The organism is Staphylococcus equorum (genome assembly GCF_001747895.1).
Lineage (GTDB): Bacteria > Bacillota > Bacilli > Staphylococcales > Staphylococcaceae > Staphylococcus > Staphylococcus equorum_A.
Genome location: NZ_LNNB01000009.1, coordinates 164298 through 182954, shown reverse-complemented (window position 1 = coordinate 182954; position 18657 = coordinate 164298). Strand labels below are relative to the sequence as shown.

General features: G+C 32.1%; 20 protein-coding genes. 1 reads left to right on the top strand and 19 read right to left on the bottom strand.

Annotated elements, in window-relative coordinates; genetic code table 11:
- Window positions 1-10 precede the first annotated feature (10 nt).
- From rpsU to lepA, 9 genes are all read right to left on the bottom strand, one after another.
- Entirely contained in the window at window positions 11-181 is a 171-nt protein-coding gene (gene rpsU / locus AST02_RS02705; protein WP_002507473.1) for a 30S ribosomal protein S21, read from the bottom strand.
- Between the two features lie 187 nt (window positions 182-368).
- Window positions 369-1121, bottom strand: coding sequence for a 16S rRNA (uracil(1498)-N(3))-methyltransferase (locus tag AST02_RS02700; protein ID WP_046465455.1), 753 nt, complete (start codon window positions 1119-1121; stop codon window positions 369-371).
- A gap of 2 nt (window positions 1122-1123) precedes the next feature.
- On the bottom strand, window positions 1124-2062 hold the full coding sequence (gene prmA, locus AST02_RS02695; RefSeq protein ID WP_069815485.1) for a 50S ribosomal protein L11 methyltransferase: 939 nt from the start codon (window positions 2060-2062) through the stop codon (window positions 1124-1126).
- Window positions 2063-2065: 3 nt separating this feature from the next.
- Complete coding sequence (dnaJ, locus tag AST02_RS02690; RefSeq protein ID WP_046465457.1) at window positions 2066-3202, bottom strand: molecular chaperone DnaJ; 1137 nt, start codon at window positions 3200-3202, stop codon at window positions 2066-2068.
- 146 nt (window positions 3203-3348) lie between these two features.
- Window positions 3349-5193: a molecular chaperone DnaK gene (gene dnaK, locus AST02_RS02685; protein WP_046465458.1), complete on the bottom strand. Its 1845-nt coding sequence runs from the start codon at window positions 5191-5193 to the stop codon at window positions 3349-3351.
- 55 nt (window positions 5194-5248) lie between these two features.
- Window positions 5249-5863, bottom strand: a complete 615-nt coding sequence (grpE, locus tag AST02_RS02680) for a nucleotide exchange factor GrpE (RefSeq protein ID WP_046465459.1) — start codon at window positions 5861-5863, stop codon at window positions 5249-5251.
- Window positions 5864-5889: 26 nt separating this feature from the next.
- Window positions 5890-6870 (bottom strand): heat-inducible transcriptional repressor HrcA, encoded by a 981-nt coding sequence (hrcA, locus tag AST02_RS02675; protein WP_046465460.1) that lies wholly within the window; start codon window positions 6868-6870, stop codon window positions 5890-5892.
- A gap of 99 nt (window positions 6871-6969) precedes the next feature.
- On the bottom strand, window positions 6970-8094 hold the full coding sequence (gene hemW, locus AST02_RS02670) for a radical SAM family heme chaperone HemW (protein ID WP_069815483.1): 1125 nt from the start codon (window positions 8092-8094) through the stop codon (window positions 6970-6972).
- Between the two features lie 98 nt (window positions 8095-8192).
- Window positions 8193-10016 (bottom strand): translation elongation factor 4, encoded by a 1824-nt coding sequence (gene lepA, locus AST02_RS02665; RefSeq protein WP_046465462.1) that lies wholly within the window; start codon window positions 10014-10016, stop codon window positions 8193-8195.
- Window positions 10017-10337: 321 nt separating this feature from the next.
- Here lepA and rpsT point away from each other — a divergent pair, with 321 nt between their 5' ends.
- A complete protein-coding gene (gene rpsT, locus AST02_RS02660) occupies window positions 10338-10589 on the top strand; it encodes a 30S ribosomal protein S20 (protein WP_002507464.1) in 252 nt (83 codons plus the stop codon).
- 164 nt (window positions 10590-10753) lie between these two features.
- On the opposite strand, the gene holA is transcribed toward rpsT, so the two are convergent.
- The 10 genes from holA to aroE form a co-directional block, all read right to left on the bottom strand.
- Window positions 10754-11728, bottom strand: coding sequence for a DNA polymerase III subunit delta (gene holA, locus AST02_RS02655; protein ID WP_069815481.1), 975 nt, complete (start codon window positions 11726-11728; stop codon window positions 10754-10756).
- Window positions 11729-11800: 72 nt separating this feature from the next.
- Window positions 11801-13768: a DNA internalization-related competence protein ComEC/Rec2 gene (locus AST02_RS02650; protein WP_256092375.1), complete on the bottom strand. Its 1968-nt coding sequence runs from the start codon at window positions 13766-13768 to the stop codon at window positions 11801-11803.
- Window positions 13769-14014: 246 nt separating this feature from the next.
- Window positions 14015-14476 (bottom strand): ComE operon protein 2, encoded by a 462-nt coding sequence (locus AST02_RS02645; RefSeq protein ID WP_046465464.1) that lies wholly within the window; start codon window positions 14474-14476, stop codon window positions 14015-14017.
- Between the two features lie 85 nt (window positions 14477-14561).
- Window positions 14562-15281 carry a helix-hairpin-helix domain-containing protein gene (locus AST02_RS02640; protein ID WP_069815479.1) on the bottom strand — a complete coding sequence of 240 codons (720 nt, stop codon included), beginning with the start codon at window positions 15279-15281 and terminating at the stop codon, window positions 14562-14564.
- Between the two features lie 50 nt (window positions 15282-15331).
- Entirely contained in the window at window positions 15332-16048 is a 717-nt protein-coding gene (locus AST02_RS02635; protein WP_069815477.1) for a class I SAM-dependent DNA methyltransferase, read from the bottom strand.
- A gap of 2 nt (window positions 16049-16050) precedes the next feature.
- A complete protein-coding gene (gene rsfS, locus AST02_RS02630; RefSeq protein WP_046465467.1) occupies window positions 16051-16404 on the bottom strand; it encodes a ribosome silencing factor in 354 nt (117 codons plus the stop codon).
- Window positions 16405-16989, bottom strand: coding sequence for a bis(5'-nucleosyl)-tetraphosphatase (symmetrical) YqeK (yqeK, locus tag AST02_RS02625; protein WP_046465468.1), 585 nt, complete (start codon window positions 16987-16989; stop codon window positions 16405-16407). It abuts the gene before it with no gap.
- Complete coding sequence (gene nadD, locus AST02_RS02620; protein ID WP_046465469.1) at window positions 16979-17551, bottom strand: nicotinate (nicotinamide) nucleotide adenylyltransferase; 573 nt, start codon at window positions 17549-17551, stop codon at window positions 16979-16981. The genes yqeK and nadD overlap by 11 nt, the downstream gene beginning before the upstream one ends.
- A complete protein-coding gene (gene yhbY / locus AST02_RS02615) occupies window positions 17551-17841 on the bottom strand; it encodes a ribosome assembly RNA-binding protein YhbY (protein WP_002507455.1) in 291 nt (96 codons plus the stop codon). Before yhbY ends, nadD begins: the two co-directional genes overlap by 1 nt.
- Before the next feature lie 12 nt (window positions 17842-17853).
- A complete protein-coding gene (gene aroE, locus AST02_RS02610; RefSeq protein ID WP_069815475.1) occupies window positions 17854-18651 on the bottom strand; it encodes a shikimate dehydrogenase in 798 nt (265 codons plus the stop codon).
- Between the last annotated feature and the right edge of the window lie 6 nt (window positions 18652-18657).

Sequence of the window (18657 nt, the reverse complement as noted above, 5' to 3'; positions counted from 1 at the left end):
TTAGTAAATACTATTTACGTTTACGCGCAGCTTCTGATTTTTTCTTACGTTTAACACTAGGTTTTTCGTAATATTCACGCTTACGAACTTCTTGAATTGTACCGCTTTTAGAAACTGTACGTTTGAAACGACGTAACGCATCTTCAAGTGATTCATTACTCTTAACTGTTGTTTTAGACATGTGTATTTCCCTCCCTCCAAATATCAACGAAACTTTATTATCATTTCATGGTTATGACCATGTATTAATCAGTATAATATATCTGATTAAAGCGGTCAATTAGTAAAATTTACAATTTTTTAATTTAAAGCAAAAATTTGTACTAAAATGTATACATTGTATTACTTAACACATGATTATTTTAACATTAATCTAATAAATCTTTTTCAAAACTTACAGCACTTAATACGTAAAGTGGTGCAGTTTCTGCTCTTAAAATTCTAGGACCTAGACCAATTTGATACGCCTTACCATCGAATAATGCTACTTCTTCTTCTGATAAGCCACCTTCTGGCCCAAATATAACTAACACACGAGCACCAGATTTCATTTCACGAACTACAGACTTAAAATTGTGCGTTTCACCTGTTTTAGCAGCATCTTCATAAGCGATGAGTACATAATCGTATTCATCGATATGATTATAAACTACTTTTAAACTTGGTTCATAAGTTATGGACGGTATAGCTAAACGGTAGCTTTGCTCAGCTGCTTCTTTAATAATCTTTTGCCAGCGCTCTAATTTTTTATCAATCTTACTATCATTTAATTTAACCACTGAACGTTTCATACCAGCAGCTATGAAATGATTAGCACCTAATTCTGTCGATTTTTGGAGCATCCATTCATATTTATCAGCTTTAATTAAACCACTACAAATCGTAATATGTTGAGGTAATTCAGTATCAATATCAATTTTTTCTACTAACGAAAGTTCAATACCTTCAGTAGCTATATCGATAATCTGGCACTTATATACGTTCTGATCCACAAATGTAATAATTATTTTATCGCCAGTCTGATGACGCATCACATTGGATATATGGTGTATGTCACCTTTATCAGTAATGAAAAAACGCTGATTTACATCAGCGTTTTGGTCAATAAAGTATCTTTGCATCGTTATTCGCTCACTTTCTGTCCAACGATACAAACCCAACTGTTATCGTGATTAATAGAAACAATTTCAAAACCACTACGCTTCATATGATTTATAATAGATTCATGTTTTTCTTCTATAATACCAGAAGTTATAAAATAACCATCTTTATTTAAAACGTTATAAGCATCTTCGATCATTTCTTCAATAATATGAGCTAAAATATTGGCGACAACAACATCAAATTTTTCAGTTTCTTCTGTTAGTAAATTACCAGGAACAGCTTCAATTGCCTTAGCACAATTATTTTTCATGAAATTTTCTTTAGCAACTTTCACTGCCATTTCATCAACGTCTAATGCTTTAATACGTTTAACACCTAAAAGATGTGCAGCAATACTTAATATTCCTGAACCTGTACCAACATCTATAACTGAATCACTCGGCTTCACATAAGTTTCAATTGCTTTTAAACACATGCTCGTTGTAGGATGGTCGCCTGTACCAAATGCCATACCTGGATCCAATTCTATGCACAATTCACTATCATCTTCTTTTTGATATGTTTCCCAACTAGGGACTATCGTAAATTGTTTTGATGCACGAAATGGATGAAAATAATTTTTCCATTCATTTTCCCAATCTTGTTCTTGAAGCATTTGTTCTTCGTAGTTAAAAATAGAGTTATCTAAAGATTCTACTTGCGAAATTTCATTTAAAAGCGCTTTTCTAAACGTTTCAGTATATTTCAGTTCATTGAAATACGCTTTTAGCCTGACCCCTTGTTTAGGGTAATCACTAGCATTAAGCGCATATAGCTCGCCATATTTATCCTCAAAGTCGTGATTTAAGTCATGAGAGTCCTCTATAACAACACCATTTGAACCAAAATTTTCCAATATATTAGTAATTATAGGCGTTACTTCATGATTAGCAATGATTGATATCTCGGTCCAATTCATATTCTAATCTCCTTTAAAGAATCTTTTAGCTTTGTCTCTAAAATTTGATGCTTGTTCAGAAATTTCTTCGCCATCAATTTCGGCAAATTCTCTTAATAATTCTTTTTGTCGATCACTCATTTTACTTGGTGTTACGACATTTATATTGATAAATAAGTCGCCATAGCCGTAGCCATGAACATTCTTAATTCCTTTTTCTTTTAGACGGAATTGTTTTCCAGTTTGCGTACCTGCTGGAATTGTTAACATCACGCTGCTGTTAAGCGTCGGCACTTTAACCTCGTCACCTAGTGATGCTTGAGCGATACTGATATCAAGTGAATAATAAATATCATCGCCATCTCTTTCAAATTTTTCTGAAGGTTTAACTCTAAATACAATATACAAATCACCTTGAGGTCCGCCATTTTCTCCAGGAGCACCTTCACCAGCTAATCTAATTTGTTGTTCATTATCTACACCTTCAGGTATTGTGACACTGATTTTAACATTTTTGTTCTCAGTACCTTTACCCTTACATGTTGGACATGGTTCTTCAAACTCTTGTCCAGAACCACTACATACTGGACAAACTTTTTCAGTTCTAACTCTGCCAAGTATTGTATTTTGTTCTACAGACACATGTCCAGCACCACTACAGTATTCGCAAGTTTTCTTTTTAGTACCTGGCTTAGCGCCTGCACCATCACAAGTGTGACAAGACACATCTTTACGAATTGAAATTTCTTTTTCACTACCGAAAACAGCTTCATCAAACGTAACTGTCATTGTATATTGTAAGTCATCGCCTTTTCTTGGGGCGTTAGGATCACGTTGTTGACGGCCGCCACCAAAGAATGAACTGAATATATCTTCGAAACCGCCGCCACCAAATCCACTAAAGTCTTGGCCACCGAATCCTTGGCCGCCAAAGCCACCTTGAGGACCATCATGTCCAAATTGGTCATAATTTGCGCGTTTATTTTCATCGCTTAATGTTTCATAGGCTTCAGAGATTTCTTTAAACTTCTCATCAGAACCTTCTTCTTGATTAATATCCGGGTGATACTTCTTTGATAATTTACGATAAGCCTTTTTAATTTCATCTTTAGAAGCGCCTTTGCTGACACCTAAGACTTCATAATAATCTTTTTTGGCCACTAATATCTCTCCTTTTACTGTTTTATTGAATCATTTTTAAAAAAGGAAAAAGTCAAAGCCAATGTTCAATTGACTTTGACTTAATTTGGCTAAGCAATTGTGTCATATTTTTCTATTAATAACAATTAATTAGTCAATGACTATACTTATTTTTGGTTGTCTTGGTTGTCGTCATCTTTTACTTCTTTGAAATCAGCATCTTCAACATCACTATCTTGAGAAGCATTTGCTTCTTCACCTTGTGCTTGTTGTTGAGCTTGAGCAGCTTGTTCGTATACTTTTGTTGATAAGTCTTGAACTACTTTTTCTAATTCTTCTTTTTTAGCTTTGATATCTTCAATATCTTCGCCTTCAAGTGCTGATTTTAATGCTTCTTTTTTATCTTCAGCATTTTGTTTATCTTCTTCGCTGATGTTTTCACCTAAATCAGTGATTGTTTTTTCAACTTGGAATACTAAGCTGTCTGCTTCGTTTCTTGTATCACTTTCTTCGCGTCGTTTTTGGTCAGCGTCAGCATTTTCTTCAGCGTCTTTAACCATACGATCGATTTCATCATCTGATAGTGAAGAGCTAGATTGGATTGTGATATTTTGCTCTTTATTTGTTCCCAAGTCCTTAGCAGTAACGTTTACAATACCATTTTTATCGATGTCGAAAGTAACTTCGATTTGAGGTACGCCACGTGGAGCTGCTGGAATATCAGTTAATTGGAATCTACCAAGTGTTTTATTGTCTGATGCCATTGGACGTTCACCTTGTAACACGTGAATATCAACTGCTGGTTGGTTGTCTGCTGCTGTTGAGTAGACTTGTGATTTAGATGTTGGGATTGTCGTATTTCTTTCGATAAGTGTATTCATACGTCCGCCCATGATTTCAATACCTAATGATAATGGTGTAACGTCTAATAATACTACGTCTTTAACATCACCAGTGATTACGCCACCTTGAATCGCTGCACCCATAGCAACAACTTCATCAGGGTTAACGCCTTTATTAGGTTCTTTACCTACTTCTTTTTTAACAGCTTCTTGAACTGCTGGGATTCTTGTTGAACCACCAACTAAGATAACTTCATCAATTTCTGAACTTGATAAGCCTGCATCGCTCATTGCTTGGCGAGTTGGTACCATTGTTCTTCTGATTAAATCGTCAGCTAATTCTTCAAATTTAGCACGAGTTAAATTAATTTCTAAGTGTAATGGGCCATTTTCTCCAGCTGAAATAAATGGTAGTGAAATTTGAGTTTGAGAAACGCCAGATAAATCTTTTTTAGCTTTTTCAGCAGCGTCTTTAAGACGTTGTAAAGCCATTTTATCTTTTGATAAATCTACGCCGTTTTCTTTTTTGAATTCAGAAACTAAATAGTTAATGATTACTTCATCAAAGTCATCTCCGCCTAGTTTGTTGTCACCTGCAGTAGAAAGTACTTCGAATACGCCGTCACCTAATTCAAGGATTGAAACGTCAAAAGTACCGCCACCTAAGTCAAAAACTAATACTTTTTCTTCTTTTTCTGTTTTGTCTAAACCATAAGCTAAAGCTGCTGCAGTTGGTTCGTTAATAATACGTTCTACTTCTAAACCAGCGATTTTACCAGCATCTTTAGTTGCTTGACGTTCACTGTCGTTGAAATATGCAGGAACAGTAATAACTGCTTTTTCTACTTTTTCACCAAGGTAATCTTCAGCTGTACCTTTAAGGTTTTGTAATACCATTGCTGAGATTTCTTGAGGTGTGTATGATTTACCTTCAACATCAACTTTGTAATTCGTACCCATATGACGTTTAATTGATTGAATTGTATTAGGGTTTGTGATTGCTTGACGTTTAGCAACTTCACCTACTTGAGTTTCATCATTTTTAAATGCAACTACTGATGGTGTAGTTCTTGCACCTTCAGGGTTTTGGATTACTTTTGGCTCATCGCCTTCTAAAATTGAAACACATGAATTTGTTGTACCTAAGTCAATACCTATTACTTTACTCATAAATAATTTCCTCCTGTTTGTTTATATAAATTGGTGTTTTCATCAATACTAAAACCTATTGATTTACTTTAACCATTGAAGGTCTTAATACACGTTCTTTTAGTTTATAACCTTTTTGTAGCTCTTGAGTGATTTCGCCTGATTCAAAATCAGGATTGTCATCTTGAACTACAGCTTGATGAATGTTCGGGTCAAATTGATGACCTTCTGTTTCAATTAATTCTAAACCATTTTCTTTTAATGCATTAATTAAACTTTCATGAATCATTTCCACACCTTTTTTAAGTGATTGGAATTGTTCATTTTCGCCTTCAATTTGTAGCGCACGTTCAATGTTATCTATTGTTGGTAGAATATCATTAAGTACATCTTGCGCTTTATATGCTTTCATTGTTTGATTTTCTTTTTGGATTCTACGCTTATAATTTTCAAACTCTGCGTATAATCTTAAATACTTTTCTTCATTTTCTTGAACATCTTGTTTTAATTGTTGAATTTCTTCATCTTTAGGATCTACATTTTCTGTAGTTTCTTGTGAATCATCCTCCTGCAGATTATCTTGTGATGCTTCTGTAGTTTCATCAGTATTTACAGAAGATGTATTTTGCTCGTTATCAGTTACATCTTCATTTGCTTCTTGATCAAATACTGATTCATTTTTTTCTGTCATTTTCCGCCCTCCAATACAATACTTAATTACCAAATCGTATTTAGTAATCGTATTACGTTCTGATAATTCATTGCTGTTGGTCCGATAACCGCAATTTGGCCTTTTAATCTATCGTCAATGTGATATTGACTTGTGACGATAGAAATGCCACTCAAACTTGATTCTATTTCATGTCCAATTTTGACGTTTATTGTCGAATTAGACATATCATCAAGTAATTGCGTGATTTTATTCGATTCTATATATTGCAAAATAGGTTGAATCGATGACACGTTCGTTTCATTCAACGCATCAATTAGTTTAACCTTTCCGCCCATAAAAATGCCATTACTTTGATTATCAAAATGAATCTCGATTGTGCTTAGCATATCTTTGATAAAATGCTTCTCTAATTCAGAATTAACAAAAGCATCTAACTCATTTTCAAAACGATGATGATTCCATTCATCATATTTAGCAGTAACAAAATTCGAAATTTTTGTCAGTTCATCATTAGATAACGGAACTTCAGATGCTAAATGCAGATGTTCTACATGACCGGATGTGAACACGACTACCATTATAACCAAATAGGCATTTGCTCGAATCAAATGAATGTTATTAATTATATCTTTTTTGTGATTTGGACGCATTACCAACGTTGTATATTGAGATGCAATTGAAAGTTCATTTGCAAATTCGCTCAATGCTGAGGAAATGTCATAATGATTATCAACTAGTAAATCACTCAAACGTTGAATTTTTGTTTGCTGTTGATGAGATGTTTGTTGCAATAATTGATTCACATAATATCTGATGCCTGACTGTGATGGTGATCGCCCTGATGAAGTATGTGTCTTCTCAATCAATTCAAGATCTTCGAGATGTTTCATCTCGTTTCGAATAGTTGCAGGACTAAAATTCAATTTGTGTCGTTCAATCAGTGTTTTTGAACCAATTGGATGACCTAAATCAACATAATCTTCAACAATTGCATTAAGTATGCTCAATTGTCTATCGCTAATCATGTTTTCACCTCATTAGCACTCTTTTGTTCCAAGTGCTAATTATAATTTATCAAATTGGTCAAAGTAAGTCAATGTTAAAGCATTCAATTTTAAATTTTTTTATACATTTAATAAAAATGCTTCAAAGACAATATTTCCAATCACTTTTCCACGTTCAGTCATCGTGATATGACCGTTTTGATCAATTAAAAGTTCACGTTGAATTAGGTCTTCTATAGTTTGACCATAGACTTCTTCTAAGGTTTTTCCAAATTTCTGTGAAAACTTGTCTTTATCCACACCTATATTCATCCGTAATCCTAAAAACATTTCTTCTTCCATTTGTTCTGTTTCAGTAGGAAATGTTGAATCTAATATGGGTCTTTCATTGTTTTGTACTTTTTTAATGTAATGGTTTACTGGATTTACATTATTATAACGCTCTCCATTTACATAACCACTTGCACCAGCACCAAAGCCATAATAGCCTTCATTTTTCCAATACACTTTATTGTGTTCGGATTCATGTCCAACTTTACCGAAATTGGATATTTCATATTGATGCATCTCTGATTGTTCCATTCTTTCTAATAGATATTCGTACATTTCTTCACCAATATCTTCATTAGGAACTTTCAATTGTCCTTTTCTATACATATTATAAAATTTTGTTTTGGGTTCTAATATCAAACCATAACTAGATATATGATCAATATCCATCGACAAAGCCTTTTCTAGACTATCTTGAAAATCTTCTAGAGTCTGGTTTGGTAAATGATACATTAAATCTAAACTAATAGATGGAATGCCAACTTGACGAGCATTAGCAACAGATTGATAAATATCTTCTGTTTTGTGTGTTCTACCAAGTATGTCTAATAATTCTGGTTTAAATGTTTGAACACCCATAGACAACCTATTGACACCGTAATTTTTAAGTAATTGAACTTTTTCAATTGTTAATTCATCGGGATTTGCTTCAAAGCTAAATTCGCCTTTTATTTCAAAAGTATCTGTAATAGCTACTAATAATTTTTCGAGTTGTTGATAATCAAGTGCTGTGGGCGTACCGCCGCCAACAAAAACTGTTTCTAATTTTCTTACTTCACTTTGTTGCATTTCAGTGATTAAACAATCTAAATACGTATCAACTGGTTGGTTTTGTATAAAGTACTTGTTGAAATCACAATACGTACAAATCCTCACGCAAAAAGGAATATGGATATAAGCACTTTTCACTTCCATATTGCGTTCACCTACTTTCATTTTTTGAAGATGTGAGCACACAACAAAAAACTGGGGCATAAATCGAATGGATTTAAGGCCCCAATGTTTAATTTATATTAATCTTCATCCATCTTAAGAACTGCTAGGAATGCATCTTGAGGAATCTCAACGTTACCTACAGATTTCATTTTAGCTTTTCCGGCTTTTTGTTTTTCTAGTAATTTTTTCTTACGGCTGATATCTCCACCGTAACATTTAGACAATACGTTTTTACCCATCGATTTAATATTTGTACGCGCAACAATTTTTTGGCCAACTGCTGCTTGAACAGGAACTTCAAATTGTTGTCTTGGAATAAGTGTTTTTAATTTTTCGACTAACATTTTACCACGGTCATATGCGAATTCTTTATGTACTATAAAGCTTAAAGCATCTACTTTTTCGCCATTTAGCAATATGTCCATTTTTACTAAGTCACTTTCTTTGTTATCAATAAATTCATAATCAAAAGAAGCATAACCTTTAGTATTAGATTTAAGTTGATCGAAGAAATCAAAAACTACTTCTGATAATGGAATTTCGTAAATAATATTTACACGAATATCATCCATGTACTCCATATTTACAAATTGTCCACGTTTACGCTGACATAATTCCATTACAGCACCAACATAATCATTAGGTACCATCATAGTAGCTCTAACAAATGGTTCGTAGATCGTATCAATTTTATCTCTTTCAGGCATATTAGCTGGATTATCAACAGTAACTTCTTCACCTGTTTTCATAATACATTGATAGATTACTGACGGTGCTGTTGCAATAAGTGCAATACCGAATTCACGTTCAATACGTTCTTGAATAATTTCCATATGAAGCATACCTAAGAAACCGGTACGATAACCAAAACCTAATGCTTGTGATGATTCAGGTTCGAATTCTAATGAGGCATCATTTAATTGTAATTTTTCTAATGCATCACGCAAGTCATTGTAATCTTTGTTATCTATAGGGAATAAACCACAGAATACCATCGGGTTCATTTTTTTATAACCTTGTAGTGCTTGTTCTGCAGGACGTTTTACATGCGTGATTGTATCACCAACACGTGAGTCGTCAACATTTTTAATACTAGCTATAATGTATCCTACATCACCGACAGTAAGTTCTTCTACAGCTAATTGTTTTGGCGTATTAATACCAACTTCAGTAACTTCGAAATCCTTACCTGTAGCCATCATTTTAATGCGGTCTCCAGGTTTAACCGTACCTTCCACAACTCTTATAGATGAAATAACGCCTCTATAAGGATCATACTCAGAATCAAAGATAAGTGCTTTCAACGGTGCTTCAGGGTCGCCTTGCGGTGGAGGAACAACTTCAACAATTTTTTCGAGTATATCTTCTATGCCAATATTAGATTTTGCACTTGCTAGCACAACATCCTCTTTATCGATACCGATGACATCTTCTAATTCCTGCTTCACACGTTCTGGCTCTGCTGCAGGTAAATCTATCTTGTTAATTACAGGCAGTAACTCCAATTCGTTATCTAGAGCTAAGTAAACGTTAGCTAAAGTTTGTGCTTCAATCCCTTGCGCTGCATCAACTACTAAGATTGCTCCTTCACAAGCGGCTAATGATCTAGACACTTCGTATGTAAAATCTACGTGTCCAGGTGTGTCAATAAGATGGAATGTGTATATTTCACCATCTTTAGCTTCATACTTTAAGCGAACAGCATTTAATTTAATTGTTATACCACGTTCTTGTTCTAAATCCATGGAATCTAGCAATTGTGCGTGCATATCTCTCGATTCAACTGATTTCGTGTTTTCTAAAATCCTATCAGCTAACGTAGATTTACCATGGTCTATATGTGCGATAATAGAAAAGTTTCTAATATTTTCGCGTTTATTGAAACGGTCTTGTTTATCCATGTATTATCCTTCTCACTTTCATAATTCTAGCCCGTAAATATGTATGACATTCTTTGATATAATAACGTTTTTAGTAGGTAATTGCAAACTTACTACGATTTTTTACTATTTTCCGTAAATAATTGATATACTTGATATTGTATTCTACTTTGCATTATAGAGTGAATGTTCTTCTTTTCCAAATAGTATTGTACCATTTTCATCGATTCTATGCGCCTGCGATAAATAAATGATTGCAGAAAGGCGCTCGTTTTGATAAAATATTTCTTGTTGTAATCAAATTCATTTTGATAGCGAAATCATTATTAGGAGGTGACACACATGCCAAACATCAAATCTGCAATTAAACGTGTTAATACAAACCGTACTGCTGAAGAGCGTAACATTTCACAAAAAAATGAAATGCGTACAGCAGTTAAAAGAGCACACACAGCAATTGAATCAAATGCTGACAACAAAGCTGACTTAGTAAACTTCGCTTTGAAAAAAGTAGATAAAGCTGCTCAACGCAACTTAATCCACTCAAACAAAGCTGATCGTATCAAATCTTCACTTATGACAGCTGCTAAATAATAAAAAAGTTCAAGCTAAGGCTTGAACTTTTTTTATTTGCGTAAACAAATGAATATACGAATAACAAAGAAGTCTGAGCCACTGTGGTTTCAGGCTTTTTTGTATTATTATGGGTTTTCAAACTTGTATTAACTTTCAAATAATATTAGCACAAGCATTTAAAATTAAAGTGATAGAATAAATAATTCCAATATTAGATGTTTATCCATATAAGAAGATTTTAATTTATAGTCTGTCTCTGCGCAATTATCAATAATATTCAATAAACTTTCCAATTGATAATGTCTTGCCTGATTCAATGCTAATTTCACTCTATAAGGATGTACACTTATTGTTTTTGCAATTTGTTGTCCACTATAACCCTTTTGACTCAATATTTTACTTTGATAAAACAAACGATAATTACTCGTAATAAGTGCTAATAATTTAATAGGTTCTTCCTTCATTGCAATCAAATCTTTTACTAATCGTATTGCTTTAGCCTTATTATTTTTTTGGATGTATTCTGTCAGTAAAAACACATTCTGTTCAAGACTCCTGTTTACAATTTGTTGGACATCTTGTTTGTTTATCGTTGGTCTATCTCCTAGAAAAAGAATCAATTTTTCAATTTCTTGCTTTACTATATTGAAATTAATACCTGTTAATTCTATAAATAAATCTAAAGCATCTTGTTTTATATCTTTATAATTTCCATGTAATTCATTTTTAACCCAATTTTTAATTTCATCTTCAGACATTTGTTCAATTTTTTTCAATTGAGCATGCTTCTTCAGAGTCTTCACTAATTTTTTTCGTTCATCAAGTTTAGAATGATAAACTTCGAATACAATCATACTCTCGCCATCGTATTTTTCTATAAATTCAATGAGTTGATCTATATTATGATTTACATCTTTAGGCGCTTTTTCACCAGTGAATACATATGCATTTTGTACTAATACTGCTTTTTTATCTGAGAAAAATGGCATCGTTAAAGCTTCTTCTATAATTGGAGCTAAATCGCTTTCATATAGGTTGTATTTAACAAAATTGAAATCATCTTTTGGAGTATCTAAATATTTCTCTATTACTTCTGTAGATTTCTTTTCAATTAATTCAGGCACTTCTCCGTATATTGTAATTATATTATTGCTCATATGTAGCACCCTTTCATCACTATTACACATTTAATCATTATATCATGCAGTGCTTTATCTCTCTACATAAAATCATTGATTTAGATTAGCACTAAGCCCAAAATTCGAATTTAATGTAATAGAAATTTCTCCGTTTTCACTTGTTTGTAAAACTTGAGAATTAATATTTTTTAAGCGTTCCACTATTTCTTCATTGGGTAATTTATATCTATTATTTTGACCAACAGAAATCAAACTTATTTTCGGGTGAAGTGTATTTATAAAAGATGCACTAGAACTCGTTTTACTACCATGGTGTCCTACTTTTAAGATATCAATATTTTCAATGTGATACTTATTTAACAATAACTGCTCGTTATTTTTTGAAGCATCTCCCATAAGTAAAATCTTGAATTTATCATATTCAATTAATGTAATAATTGATTGTTCATTTAAATCATTTGATGTTGTAATTGTGGCATCTAATAATTTAATTTTCGCTTTGTTAAGTGAAAAACTTTGTATTGATTTAAAGTCTAATAGCTTTATGTTAAAACTTTTGCATATATTAACTAATGATTTCAGTTCTTTCAAATGGTAACTACTTTTATTAATTATTATATTTTTGATAGGATATTTTTCAATCAAAAAATTAAGTTCTCCCATATGATCTATATGTGGATGAGTAACAATTAAATAATCTATTTTCTTAATACCATGTTTTTTCAAAGTCGGTAGTATATGAAATTTTGATATATTATGTTGGCTTGACTCTCCTTCTTGTAATAACTTGCCCCCCGTATCAATCAATAAACTCTCTTGCTTATTTGTCTCAAATAAAATGGCATCTCCCTGCCCAACATCAAGCATTGTCAATTTATAATCATTAGATAGTGGCAACACCGTAACGACTATATACAATAAAACAAATGAACAAATAAATAAACTATAAAATTTATGTGCAAATAATATTAAACACGCTAATAAGAGGGCAAATCCTAAAGTGATATGTAAGTCATTTAACTCTGGTACATACCATTTGTATGAACTTAAATAAATAAACATTTCCAAAATAAAATCATGTAGCTTTAAAATTAAATTAAGCAAATAAGTTAAAGGCGTTATTTCAAATGGAAAGTGGCTTATAATAAAAAAGAAAATTACTAGCGGAAATAGTACGATGGTGTAAAAAGGAACAAAAATAAGATTTGCTAAAAAACCAAGCCATTGAATCTGGTTGAAATTAATAGCACTAATCATAAATGAGCCTAACTGAGCTATTATAGTAATAATTAGAAGCGATTTTATCGGTGAGGATTGAGCTATTGAGGGTAATGAAAAAAGTATGAAGAATGTAATTAAAAAAGAAAATTGGAAGCCTATATTATAGGCATAAGCAGGATATATAATCGTTAATATTATAAATAAAAGTGCGAGAATGTTCATTGAATTCTTTATAATAGTTTTAGGAATTAAAATGATTATTAATGCTGCTAAAATTGATCTCACAGCACTAGGAGCTAAATCAGTATAAATAGCATATATCGGTAGAAAGATAAATAATACCATTTTGATATAGGCTAACGGACACTTAAAAATATTTAATACGTATATTAAAATACCTATAATTGCTGCAATATGTGTGCCACTTACTGCTAATAAATGATAGATACCAATTTCTTTGAATTTATATAATTCATTATTATCAATTTTCGAGGTATCTCCACTAATTAATGCAATAACTTTCTCCGGATACTTGATATTGGTGTGACTTAAACGTTCGAAAATATATTGTTTATGCTTATCTAAGATAGCGTTATATCTCGAATTATTTAGTTTGCAACTTTCGAAGTCAATTGTATTAATAAAAAGTGAAACGGGGCTATATGGGGACTGATTTAATGGTTTAAATATTGCTTTCACATGACATGTCTTTTGATAGAGCTGTATGTATTTATAACTGTTAATGTTTTTATTAACAAAAAAGTAATAGTTATATTTTTTATTATTTATTTTAGCTTTACCATGTAGCTTTTGATGTTTCAGAATAGGTTTTGTCACAAATTGTGCATCTACTTCAATATTTTGATTTAAGTACACTGCACGTGCTTTATTCTCACTTACGAAATTACTCTGAAACATCATATAACTAATGAATGGTATGATTAAAACAAATAAAATTTGAAACCACTTTAACCTTTTGCGTATCACTAAAAAAATTAAGATACCACATAAAAATATCGATAATAACTTAACATGTAGCCATAGTAGACCGACTAAATAAGCAATTGCATAGTAAATCAGTGCTTATTTATTGGTAAGGTATTGTGCTACATGTTCTTGATTAAATGGTATTTTTTTATAATCGATACCTGATTGGTGTAAAAGCTTTAACGCATATGAATGGTTGTGATAGTCTTCAGCGTAATAAATTGTTTGAATACCAGCTTGGATAATTGATTTCGTACAATTTAAGCAAGGGAAATGTGTGACATATATCGTTGCTCCGTCTGTTGACACCCCTTGTTTGGCACATTGTAGTAATGCATTCATTTCAGCATGAATTGTACGTATACAATGGCCATCCTCTAATAAACAATCCTCATCTATACAATGAACTTCTCCTGAAACTGAGCCATTGTACCCACCAGCGATGATTCTATTATCTTTAACAATTGTTGCGCCAACAGATAATCGTTGACAAGTGGAACGTAACGCCAATAAATGACTTTGTGCCATAAAGTATTCTTCCCATTTAATGCGATCCATGATGTTATACCTCCATTAATAGTAATTATTTATTTTATAAGTAACTATAGGTTAATTTGTATTGAGTTATATTGCAATAAAAAATCTATATTGTAAAATATGAGCCTAATTTTTCAAGCGTTTTTGCTCCAATGCCTTTAACTTCTGTTAATTGTTCGATAGATTCAAAAGCACCATTTTGTTCTCTATATTCTATAATAGATTTAGCTTTTGAAGGTCCTATGCCTGGAACTGTTAACAGTTCCTCTTCTGTAGCACTGTTAATATTTATTTTTTCTTTATTAGTGCTATTGTCAATGACTTTTGTTGAGTTTGAGTTTGTGCTTCTATTAATACTATTATTAATATTTTCAGTCGTTTGTTGATTTGAATTTATCGTTTCCTCTTTCTTTGGTATATAAATCAACTTTTGATCTACTAACTTTTCAGCTAAATTTATTTTCGACAAATCAGCATCATCAGTCACGATTGCTCGATCTAAAAGTTGTTTAATTCTATCAGAAGATTTCATTTTATAAATATCAGGATGCTTCACTGCACCTTTGACGTCCACAAAAATGTCTTCTGTTTTAATCTGCTTTGGTTGTTCATTACTATTTTTCATATGCTTTGCATTGGACTCTAGTTGTGTTTGTGTAGCTGTGGTAATATCATCATTCGAATTTACTATATTATGATTATCTTCGTTTGTAAAAGTACTTTGCAGCAACCAAGTGATTAAAATGACCACGAAAATTAAAATTGCTATAGCAACTGCTTTGTACTTACAAATGATTTCTTTTATATTGTTCCACTGATCTAACAAGAAAAAATCACTCCTTTATACTATACACGTATAAAGGAGTGATTTTACTTTTATTTTTTGACAATGAAAAACAGTCGATGACCTTCATTGCTATTATTCTTAATATCAAAATCGACAAACGTAGTGATTCGGCTAAACCCTACATTATTAAGCATTTCAATATATTCTGCTTCTGTGTAAGTCCGTTGATAGTGTGATTCATCGAACCTTGCATATTGATTATCATCTTGTTTAATAAAGAATGACATATCATGCCAAACGCTCAGTGGTTCCTCGCCTTGCACAGCTTCCCAACCAAGAAAAACTTTTTCAGATTCATCGATATAACTTTGATTATTAAATAATGTATTCATTTTAAAAGGTGTATGAACATCAAACATAAATACACCATCTGTTTCTAAATGGTTAAAAACATGACTAAATGTGGTGAAAACATGATCTTTTTCAGGTAAATAATTTAATGAATCACAGAAAATCGTAATTACATCAAATTTTTGATTCAACTCAAATTCAGTCATATCACCTTCTATCCAATTCACTTTGTTAGATTTCTGAGTTGCTATCGAAAGCATATCAACACTCAAATCCATACCTGTGATTTGGTCAAAGTCTGTTAGCAATGATGTTAAACTTCCTGTACCACAACCAATATCTAATATAGACGTCCTATTTTTTGCAAAATGGTTTACAATTTCTAACCATGATTCATAGGGTTGATCTAATGTTAATTGATCATAGAACAAGCTCATTTCTTCATATTGCACCATAATTAATAAACAACCTGTCTATAACTCTCAAGAGGCGCATCACGATATAATTTCTCAATATTATAGTAATCACGTTCATCTTTATGGAATACGTGAACCACTACATTAGATAGATCAATAAGGACCCATCTGGCATCATTAAAACCTTCCATTCGTTTTACTTCGATATCAGCTTCACCTGCTGCATCTTTTACCGAACGTGCTATAGCTTGGACTTGTTTTTCGTTATTACCATGACAAACTACAAAATAATCAGTCATGTCACTAATGCCTTTCATTTTTAAAGAAATAATATCTTCTGCTTTTTTATTCTCTGTTGCTTCGACAGCAATGTTTAATAATTGATCTGAATTCATTTAATCATCCTTTACTCTTTCGTCACTGTAATTGTAATAATTCAAGCATGCAATCGTGGCATCATAAACATTAATATCTTTATTAATTAAGTATAAAACTGTTCGCTTAGAAATTTCATAAATGGTTTTATCTAAGCTACCTTGATTGTATGCTAAATCTCTAATTTCTTCAACGCCTGGGGTCTGACGACCTGGTTCTATATAATCAGCTATGAATATTAATTTCTCAGTTTTCGTCATTTGAGCGCGTCCAGTTGTATGATTTTTAATCGCTAGCAAGACTTCTTCATCAGTGACATTAAACTGTTGATTCATTATTATAGCTGCTACTGGGCCATGTAAAATTTCAGAGCCATAACTCAGTAAATTACTATCTAATTCATTCTGTGTAACAATTTGATACATTGATCCTAAATCATCATATTTACAGTAATCATGTAGTATACCTGCAAGTTCAGCCTTATCTTTGTCACCATCATAGATTTCTGCTAATTTCACAGCTGTTTCAGCAACTCTCAGTGAATGGTTAAACCTTTTCTCAGGTAATTTATCTTTAACTAAAGTAACTGCTTGATCAATTTTCATATAATCCTTCCTCTCGGATATATTGTTCTACACTAGGAGGAACTAAAACTTGAATATTTTCATCGTTTTTAATTCTATCTCTGATTAATGTTGAACTAATATCAATACGCGGTATATTGATTGCTAACATACCAGGCTCTACTTCTTGAGCTGATTTATCTCTGTTAACAATTACAAAAGTAATTAATGATTTTAACTCATCAATTTTATACCACTTTTCAAGTTGATTGTATTGGTCAGTACCTATAACAAAGTATAGCTTAGATCGAGGATGCTGCTTTAAAATATGCTCTACTGTATCATAAGTGTAGCTTTGCCCTTTACGTTCAATTTCATCAAGAAAAATTGTTCCAAATCCAAGTTCATTAATCGCACACTGAATCATATCTATTCTATACTGTGCGTCTAAAAAATCATTATGCTCTTTTAATGGAGACATATAGCTCGGTATAAAATAGAACTTCTCAGGTTTTATTACGTTATTCACTTCACTTGCAACAACCATGTGAGCTGTATGAATCGGGTTAAACTGCCCACCATATAATACAATTGATTCAGTCATTATGGTAATTGAATTTGTTTGTTGTCTTGAGATTCTTTGTACAATACAATCATAGACCCGATTACTTGTACGACATCACTTCTTGTCGCATCACTTAAGCTTTGTGCTAAATCATTTTTATCTTCATAGTTATTTTGTAAAACATGTACTTTAATTAATTCTCTGTTTTCTAAAATATCGTTAATTTGACTAACCATATTATCATTAATACCTGATTTCCCAATTTGGAAAGTTGGATCTACGTTATTTGCTTTACTTCTTAAAAATCTTTTTTGTTTACCTGTTAGCATAATATGCTCCTTTTATAAATGTTTTAGTACTGCTTCTTTCATTACTTGAATGTCTGGTGTTTGTTCGGTCCAAATCTCAAAACTTTCTGCGCCTTGGTAAACAAACATGTCCAATCCATTGTGTATAGGATTGCCTTTTTCTTCTGCTATTTCTAAAATCGGCGTTTTAAAAGGAATATAAACAATATCACTTACTAATGTATGTGAAGCTAATTGATCGAGACTTATAGCTACATCTTTGTTTTTATTCATACCTGCAGGTGTAGTATTAATAATAATGTCGAATTCAGACAATGACTTTTCTGCGTCTGATAAATTAATCTTATTTATATCCAAATCCCAGTTATCAAAGCGACTCATAGTTCTGTTAGCAACGGTTAATTTAGGTCGAACGTGTTTATTCAGTTCATTTACAATACCTTTACTGGCACCGCCTGCACCTAAAATGAGTATATAAGCATTTTGTAAATCCGGATAAGCCTGTTTAAGACCTGTAACATAGCCTATGCCATCTGTATTGTAGCCTATCCATTTTCCGCCTTCAATTTTCACTGTATTAACAGCACCAACCGTTTTAGATTGGTCATCAATTTCATCTAAATAAGGTAGAATACGTTCTTTATGAGGTATTGTAACATTAAATCCAGAAAGCGCTTTGTCTTCTATGATTTCTTTAATAAGATGAAAATGTGCTTCAGGAATATTAATCGCTTCATATGTTGAATCATCATTTAAAGTCTCAAAGTTAGCGTTATGCATAACGGGTGACAAAGAATGATCTATAGGATTGCCTATTACTGCGTATTTCATATTAAA